Genomic DNA, 8,414 nt, shown 5'->3' on the forward strand with positions numbered 1-8,414 from the left:
TTCTGTAACGGGGAATTCGTGGGGACCGGCGGGGTGCCGCTCAGTCCATGTAGGCGCCGCCGTTGACGGCCAGCGCCTCACCGGTGATGAAGCGGGCGTCGTCGGACAGCAGGAACGCCACCGCGCGGGCGACGTCGTCGGCCTGTTCCAGCCGGCCCAGCGGGGTGTCGGCGATCATCATGGACCGCACACCCTCCGGGGTGGTGCCGCGCAGTTCGGCTTCCCACTCCAGTTCCCTTGACTGCATAGGGGTTTCGACGAACCCCGGACACACGCAGTTGACGGTGATGCCGTGCTCGCCCAGCTCGTAGGCCATCGCCTGGGTCAGCCCGACGACGCCGAACTTCGACGCGACGTAGTCCGCCAGGAACGGGACGCGGCCCTGCTTGCCCGCCATCGAGGCGGTGTTCACGATCGTGCCCGGCTGTCCGGAGCGGACCATCTCGCGCGCGGCCGCCTGACCGCACACGAACACGCCCTTGAGGTTCACGTCGATGGTCTGGTCGAAGCGCTCGACCGGGGCCTCCAGGAAGCGGTGCATGAAGGAGATGCCGGCGTTGCTGACCCACGCGTCGAGGCCGAACCGTCCGGCGACGTCGGCGGCGACGGCCGCGGCGGCATCGGGGGAGGTGACGTCGAGCTGGACGGCTTCGTGACCGGCGGACGACTCGGGGAGGGACTCGGCCACCTCGCGTGCCGCGTCGGCGTTGACGTCGGTGACGATCACCCGCCAATTGCGTTGCGCCAGTGTGTTGGCGATCGCGCGGCCGATGCCGGATCCCGCGCCGGTCACCACGACTGTTCTGCTCATCTGTAGTTCTCGTTTCCTATCTTGTTTCAGCCGGCGACGCGCCGGCCGGTGACGGTGTCGAAGAGGTGGCAGGCGCCCGCCCGGACGGCCAGGTCCACCGCGGTGCCCTCGGTGATGCCGGTCAGCCGTGCGGTTTCCACGACGCTGGTCAGCTCGGTGCCGCCCACGTCGAGGGTGACGATGGCTCGCGGTCCGAGATGTTCGATGAGCGCGACCCTGGCCGCCGAGTCGGCTGCCGCCGCGGTGGGCAACAGATCGTCGGGTCGCACGCCGAGGGTGACCGGGCCCTGGGCGCCGTCCGCGTCCACCGGAAGTGCGAAACCGTTGGACAGCGTGAAGTTCCCGGCGCTCAGTACGCCCTCGAGAAGGTTCATCTTCGGGCTGCCGACGAAGGTGGCCACGAACGTGTCAGCGGGTCGGGAGTACACCTCCTGCGGGGTGCCCTGCTGGGCGATCCTGCCGTCGCGCATCACGATCATGCGGTCCGACAGCGTCATCGCCTCTTCCTGGTCGTGGGTGACGTAGACCGAGGTGATGCCGAGCCTGCGCTGGATCTGCAGCAGTTCGGTTCTGGTCTCGACCCGCAGTTTGGCGTCGAGGTTGCTCAGCGGCTCGTCGAACAGGAACACCGACGGCTCGCGGATGATGGCGCGGCCGATCGCGACCCGTTGCTGCTGACCGCCGCTGAGATCTTTCGGCTTGCGCGCGAGGAGCTTGGCCAGGCCGAGCGATTCCGCGATGGTCGCCGCCCGCGCGAGCGCCTCGCGGCGCGGGGTCTTGGTGGCGCGCAACGGGAACGCGATGTTCTCGGCAACAGTCAGGTGCGGGTACAGCGCGTAGTTCTGGAAGACCATCGCGATGTCGCGATCCCGGGGCTGCAGATGGGTGACGTCGCGGTCGCCGATCGTGATGGTCCCGGAGGTGACCGTTTCGAGCCCGGCCAGCATCCGCAGCGAGGTCGACTTGCCGCAACCGGACGGGCCGACCAGCACGGTGAAGGATCCGTCGGGCAGCTCGAGGTCGAGATCGCTGACGACAGAGGTGGTTCCGTACGCCTTGTTGACGCCGGAGAAGCGGACGGTTGCCATGGTGCGCAAAACCTATCTGTATCTAGAACTTCACCGCGCCGCCGCTGATGCCCTGCACCAGCTTGCGTTGGATGAAGAAGCTCGCGATGACGACGGGGACGACGGCGATCAGGATCGCGGCGCTCATCGAGCCGATCTGCACCCCGCGGAACGTGTTGAATCCGGCGATGGCCACCGGCAGGATGGCGGCCTTGCCCGGGGCCAGGATCAGTCCGTAGAACAGGTCGTTCCACGACAGCGTGAACCCGAAGATGGCCGACGCGCCGATGCCGGGCAGCACCTGGGGGAGCACCACCAGCCGGAACGCGGCGAACCGGGTGAAACCGTCGACCTGGGCCTGCTCCTCCAGCGAGCGCGGTACCGCCTCGAAGAAACCGATCAGGAACCAGGTCACCACCGGCAGAACGAAACTCAGGTGCGCGAAGATCACCGGTATCAGCGTGTCGGTCAGCCGCAGCGCGTAGGCCATCGTCAGGAACGGGAACACCAGCACCGCGGGCGGGAGCACCTGGGCGGCCAGCATGCCGAACCGCGTCAGGGTGCCACCGGCCCGGAACCGGGCGATCGCGTAAGCGCCCATGCTGCCGACCACGACGCTGATGCCGACGGTCACCAACGCGACCAGAGCGCTGCGGCCCGCGGCACCGAGGATGCCCGAGGACAGCACGTTGTGCCACGCCGAGAAGTCCGGCGTGAACGTCAACAGGAACGGATCGTTGAGCTGCTCAGCCGTTTTCACGCTGGCCAGCGCGATCCACACGATCGGGAACAGCACCGAGATGCCCGCCGCCCACAGCAGCGTCACCCGCAGCACCGTCACCACAGAGATTCGGTTCACGGCTCGGTTCACTTGGCCGCCTCCCGGGTCTTGGTCTTCTCCATCCGCCGGAACGCGACCACGATGACCGCCAGCACCAGCACGAGGACCACGAACGCCATCGACGACGCGGACCCGAGCCGGAAGAACTGGATCCCGGTCTGATAGATGAAGTACTGCAACGTCTCTGTCTCGGTGCCCGGCCCGCCGCGGGTGGTCGCGAAGACGTACTCGAAGACCTTCATGGCATCGAGGGAGCGCAGCAGGATCGCCACCACCAGCACCGGGGCCAGCAGCGGCAGGGTCACCCGCCGCAGCACGTAGAAGCCGCCGGCGCCGTCGACACGGGCGGCGTCGAGCGGTTCCTTCGGAATGGACTCCAGCCCGGCGAGCAGCAACAGCACCATGAACGGCGTCCACTGCCAGACGTCGATGAACGCCAGGGTGTACAGCGCCCGACCGGGTCCGAAGAAGTCGTAGTCGATGCCGATGGAGTGCAGCATCGCCGGGATCGCGCCGAGCTGGTCGTTGAGCAGGAAGCGGAACGTCAGCCCGACCGCGATCGGCGTGATGAACATCGGCGCCAGCAGCATCGACCGGGTGAGGTCGCGTGCCCAGCGCTGCTTCTGCAGTGCCAGCGCGATCGCCAGCCCGATCACCAGTTCCAGGCCGACGGCGACCAGCACGTAGATCGCGGTGGTGCCGAAGGCATTCCAGAACGCGCCGTCACCGAACGTCGCGACGAAGTTGTCCGCGCCGACGATCTCGGGCGCACCGCGGTCGGTGAGTTTGTAGTCGGTGACGCTGAGGTAGGCCGCGTACCCCAGGGGGAAACCGACCACCCCGACGAAAAGCGCGACGAGGGGGGCGACCATGCCGTGTTGAAATTTCACGGTGGCCTCGCTCCTTTCGTGGGTGGTCGGTTTCCCGGCTGGGAAAGGGCTTGTCAGCCCTGGATCTTCTCGGCCTCGGCCTGCGCCGCGGCCAGTGCGTCGTCGACGCTCTTCTTGCCGGCGACGGCCTCGTTGAGCTCGGTGCCGACGGCCTGGATCATCTCCTCGCCGCTGGGACCCTGCGTGAGCGGAGCCGCGTCCTGGAGCAGCTGCTCGACCGTGCGGTAGTAGTCCTCACCGAACTGGCCCTGCAGCACCGCCGGATCCTGCAGCGTGCTCTTGCGGATCGCCGCGCCACCCTTCTCGGTGCGCACCACGTCGTTGGGCTTGGCCGTGATCCACGAGACGAACGCCCACGCCGCGTCAGGGGTGGCCGAGTTGGCCGGAATCGCCCAGCTCCACGAACCCAGCACCTGCTTGCCGCCCGGGATCGGGGCGAGCTTGATCTTGCCCGCGGCCGGCCCGGAGCCCGGCTCGTTGAGGGCGGGCAGCTGCCAGTTGTAGTTGATCATCGTCGCCGCCTGATTGGCTGCCACCGAACGCTGCGCCTCGTCCATGCCCCAGCTGAGGCTGTTGGCCGGAGCGGCGGTGTTGTAGACGTCGATGTAGGCCTCGAGCGCGCGCTTGGCCTCGGGGGTGTTCAGCGTGATCTTGCCGTCGGCGTCGTAGATCGAACCGCCCGCGGCGAACAGCCAGTTGCCCCATTCCTCGAAGATCTTGTATCCGCGCTGCGGCTGCATCGCGATACCGGCCCGATCACCGCTCTTGAGCGCCTTGCTGGTGCTGACGAGCTCGTCGAGCGTCGTGGGCACCTGCTGGTCGGCGGCGGCCAGATCGTCGGAGTTGTAGAGGTATCCGAGCGCGTAGTTGTAGAACGGCACGCCGTAGCGGACCCCGTCGACGGTGGTGATGTCGGTCAGCGGGGTGAAGAAGTCGGCGGCGTCGTAGTCGGGGGTGCTGTCGATGCGGGCATCGAGAGGCTGCAGGAACTTCGCGTCGGCGAAGTCCACCATCCACGGGTTGTCGACCACGATCAGGTCATAGGTCGGGGAGGACGACTGGAAGGACGACACCAGCTTGTCGCGCATCTGGTCGAACGTCAGGGACTCGATCTGGATGTCGATGTCGGGGTACTCGGAGTTGAAGTCCGTCACCATCGATTTCACGATGTCGGTGTCGGGCACGTTCTCCATCAGGATCCGGACGGTGCCGGAGGTGTCGGTCGAGACCTCGCCGGTGCCGGTGGCCTCGACCTGTTCGGGTCCGCCGCTGCCGGCGCATCCGGACAGCGCGAGCGCGCCGGCGGCGAACATCGCGAGGAAGGCGGTACGGGTCTTGCCGCGCCGCCTTGCGGTGGGGATTTGAGCGAATCTCATTACAGTGCTGTTCCTTTCATCGCTGTTCACTTCATTCGGGTGGTGCGGGCGATCTTGTGGGAGACGGGCGTCATCACGGCGCCGAGTTCGCGCCATGTGGCGTAGGCCTCGTCGTAGGCGGCGCGGCGGGCCGGATCCGGGCGGTAGGGCTTGTCCAGGGTGATGAAACGGGCGGCGTCCGACCAGTCGTCGAGCGCACCGACACCGATGGCGGCGATCACCGCCGCGCCGAGCGAGGCGCCCGGGTGACCGATGACCGGGTGCATGTCGCGGCCGAGCACGTCGGCGTGGATCTGCTTCCACAGCGTGGATTTGGATCCGCCGTTGGTGATCATCACCCGCTCGAACGGGATGCCGATCTCGGTGAACACGTCGACGTGGTGGCGGAACCCGAACGCGATGGCCTCCAGCACCGAGCGGTACATGTCCGCCCTGGTGTGGCCGAGGTGCATGCCGGCGAACACGCCCCGCAGGTCCGGATCGTGGATCGGGCTCTTCTCGCCGAGAAAGTACGGCAAGCACAGGATCTCGGCCGGGGCCCGGTCGGCGGCCTCGTCGTCCAGGTCGGTCAGTTCGGCGCCGCCGATCAGGGACTGGAACCACCGGATCAGGCTGCCGCTGGTGGCCATGCAGCCGTTGGGCAGCCAGCGGCCAGGGACCGGGTGGGCGTCGAGATAGAGGCGCTCGTCGACGATCTCGGTGTCGCTGGCGACCAGGATGTCGCCCGCACCACCGAGTTTGACCAGCGCGTCGCCGGGACGGTTGACCCCAGCCGCGTACGCCGACAGCACGTGATCAGCGCCGCCGACCACCAATGCGGTTCCCGCGCGCAGCCCGGTGGCCTCGGCGGCCGCGCGGCTCAGTTCACCGACGCGGGTGCCGGGACGCCGTACCGGCGCCAGGGTCGCGGGATCGAGCGAGGCGGCCTCCAGTACGACGTCAGCGGTGTCACCGCCGACGGTGAACAGGCCCGATTCCAGCGCCCAGTTCTGCTCGACGTGGAGCTCGGCGCCCAGCGCCGAGAGCACCCAGTCGTAGGACCCGACCCAGTGTGCGGTGCGGGCGTACGTGTCGGGTTCGTGTTCGCGCAACCACACCGCGGTCGGGGCCACCGACTGTTGGGTCAGCGCCGATCCGGTCAGAGTCACCAGATCCACCCCCGACAGCGTCGCGGCGAGGTCGGTGACCTCCCGGTGGGCGCGGGCGTCGTTCTGCAAGATCGCGTGCCGCAGTGGATTTCCCGCCGCATCGACGGGGATGACCGCGGGCACCATCCCGGAGGTGGCCACCGCCGCGATCTCCTCCGGCGCGACCCCGCTGCGGGTCACGACCTCGCGGATCGACTCGATCACGTTGCGGTGCCACTGCGCGGTGTCGGCCTCGGCGAATCCGGGCCCGGGGGAGTGCAGCGCGGTCTCGCGCGATGCGGTGGCGACGATCTTGTCGGTGGTGTCGAGCAGTACCGTCTTGGTCCCGGTGGTGCCGACGTCGACGCCGATCGTGTAGCGGCTCATCGGGCGCTCACCTCGGCCTGCGAATCATCCTGGGAGGCAACGCAGATGACGTCCACGCCGGCGCCGCGCGCGGCGACCAGCGCCGGGTGGTCGGCCGGACCGTCGCTGACGATGACCTGGATCTGGGACAGCTTGGCGATGCTGACGAAGGTGACCCGGCCCAGCTTGCTCTTGTCGGCGGCGACGATCACGCGATCGGCGCGTGCGCTCGCCGCGCGCTTCACCCGGCTCTCGGCCTGGTGGTAGTCCGAGATGCCCCGCTCGCCGTCGATGCCGGCCACCCCCATCACATAGGTGTCGCAGTTGTAGTTGGCCAGCGTGTCCTCGGCGCTGGGACCGATCATGCTGAGTTCGCCGGCCCGCAGTTCGCCTCCGGTGAGCACAACGGTGACATCGGGTTCGTCGACCAGTGCCAGGGCGACCAGCACGCTCGGGGTCACCACGGTCAGGCCGAGCTCACGGCCCTTCAGCGAGTTCGCCACGGCCAGCGCGGTGCTGCCGGAGTCCAGGATCAGGGTCTCGTTGCGTCCGATCAGGTCGGCGACCACCTCGGCGATGTGCGCCTTCTCCTGCGCGGCGTCGGCCATCCGGGTCGCGAATGCGGGCTCGGAGTCCTTGCCCTGCACCGCGATTGCGCCACCGACGACCCGGCGGACCACGCCGAGGGCCTCGAGTGCCTCGACGTCGCGGCGGATGGTCATCTCGGACACGTCGAACTCCGCCGCCAGAGCGGCGAAGTTGATCTCGCGGGCCGACCGAACGCGTTGTTCGATCCGGTCCCGGCGGGTTCTCACATCCACGGCCACCAACACTTCTGCTGTGCAAAATTAACAGAGTTACCGTGCATCACCTGGCTTTTCACGGCGCCGGCGAAGCAAGTCGTGTGAATATATAACACCGATGTGTGTGGTGCCCACATTTGTTCCAGTGTCGTCCGAATCTGTTCGTATCCGCGGTGCGGGCCGGTTACCGTGCGCCGGTGCTGCACTTGCGGGTCATCGTTCCGGCCGACATGCGCGCCGATGTGCTCGACGTCCTGAACCGGCAGGTCGGTGTCGCGCACGTGTTGATGTATCCCGGGGCCGCGCTGGATCCCGAGGGTGACGAGATCACCGCCGACCTGGCCCGCGAATGCGCGAACGACGTGATCAAGGAACTCAAGGGGCTCGACGCACAGCACCGCGGTGCGATCACGCTGACCGTGCTCGACACGGTGCTCTCCACCCGCGCGCACCGGGCCGAGGACGACGCCGCGGGCGATCCGGCCGACGCGGTGGTGTGGGACGAACTCATCGGCCGCACACGCGAAGACGCGACATTGTCGGTCACCTTCGTGCTGTTTCTGACCCTGGCCTGCCTTCTGACCGCGATCGGTGTGGTCACCGACTCTACTGTGACCGTGGTCGGCGCGATGGTTCTCGGCCCCGAGTTCGGGCCGCTCGCCGCGCTGTCGGTGGCGCTCGTGCAACGCCGCATGGCGCTGGCGCGGCGGGCCGCCGTCGCACTGGTCGTCGGCTTCCCGATCGCGATGGGCATCACCGCGCTCGCCACCTGGGCCGCCGAATCGATCGGCTGGATCAGCCTCGACAGCGTCCAGCACGTGGAGGAGGTCGACTTCATCTTCCAGGTGGGCCCGGTGTCGTTCATGGTCGCGCTGCTGGCCGGTGCGGCGGGCATGCTCTCGCTGGTGTCGGCCCGCTCGTCGGGGCTCGTCGGTGTCTTCATCTCCGTCTACACCGTGACCGCCGCCGGTTTCGCGGTGGTGGCCGCGACGGTGGGGGCGTGGGACGTGGCGGGCAAATCGGCACTGCAACTCGCGGTCAACCTGGTCGGCATCGTGCTGGCCGGGGTGCTGGTGCTGGTGCTGCGCCCGCGGGGCCGGCTGGTCGGCCGTACCGCACGCAAGTCGTAACGG

8 protein-coding genes are annotated in these 8,414 nt (G+C 68.1%); 1 reads left to right on the forward strand and 7 read right to left on the reverse strand.

Annotated elements, in window-relative coordinates; translation table 11 throughout:
- Positions 1-40: 40 nt before the first annotated feature.
- From BST38_RS20205 to BST38_RS20235, 7 genes are read right to left on the reverse strand one after another with little or no spacing between them, the layout of a single operon-like run.
- Positions 41-811, reverse strand: a complete 771-nt coding sequence (locus tag BST38_RS20205) for an SDR family NAD(P)-dependent oxidoreductase (RefSeq protein WP_083145259.1) — start codon at positions 809-811, stop codon at positions 41-43.
- 26 nt (positions 812-837) lie between these two features.
- Positions 838-1,899: an ABC transporter ATP-binding protein gene (locus BST38_RS20210; RefSeq protein ID WP_083145260.1), complete on the reverse strand. Its 1,062-nt coding sequence runs from the start codon at positions 1,897-1,899 to the stop codon at positions 838-840.
- Positions 1,900-1,921: 22 nt separating this feature from the next.
- Positions 1,922-2,737 carry a carbohydrate ABC transporter permease gene (locus tag BST38_RS20215; protein WP_083145338.1) on the reverse strand — a complete coding sequence of 272 codons (816 nt, stop codon included), beginning with the start codon at positions 2,735-2,737 and terminating at the stop codon, positions 1,922-1,924.
- 8 nt (positions 2,738-2,745) lie between these two features.
- Positions 2,746-3,609, reverse strand: coding sequence for a carbohydrate ABC transporter permease (locus BST38_RS20220; RefSeq protein WP_083145261.1), 864 nt, complete (start codon positions 3,607-3,609; stop codon positions 2,746-2,748).
- Positions 3,610-3,662: 53 nt separating this feature from the next.
- Positions 3,663-4,985 (reverse strand): ABC transporter substrate-binding protein, encoded by a 1,323-nt coding sequence (locus tag BST38_RS20225; protein WP_083145262.1) that lies wholly within the window; start codon positions 4,983-4,985, stop codon positions 3,663-3,665.
- Between the two features lie 26 nt (positions 4,986-5,011).
- Entirely contained in the window at positions 5,012-6,499 is a 1,488-nt protein-coding gene (locus BST38_RS20230) for an FGGY-family carbohydrate kinase (RefSeq protein ID WP_083145263.1), read from the reverse strand.
- Positions 6,496-7,293 (reverse strand): DeoR/GlpR family DNA-binding transcription regulator, encoded by a 798-nt coding sequence (locus BST38_RS20235; protein ID WP_083145339.1) that lies wholly within the window; start codon positions 7,291-7,293, stop codon positions 6,496-6,498. Before BST38_RS20235 ends, BST38_RS20230 begins: the two co-directional genes overlap by 4 nt.
- Before the next feature lie 185 nt (positions 7,294-7,478).
- Between BST38_RS20235 and BST38_RS20240 the strand changes: the two genes are divergently transcribed.
- Positions 7,479-8,411 carry a DUF389 domain-containing protein gene (locus BST38_RS20240; protein WP_083145340.1) on the forward strand — a complete coding sequence of 311 codons (933 nt, stop codon included), beginning with the start codon at positions 7,479-7,481 and terminating at the stop codon, positions 8,409-8,411.
- Positions 8,412-8,414 lie beyond the last annotated feature (3 nt).

The organism is Mycolicibacterium parafortuitum (assembly GCF_002086815.1).
Lineage (GTDB): Bacteria > Actinomycetota > Actinomycetes > Mycobacteriales > Mycobacteriaceae > Mycobacterium > Mycobacterium parafortuitum.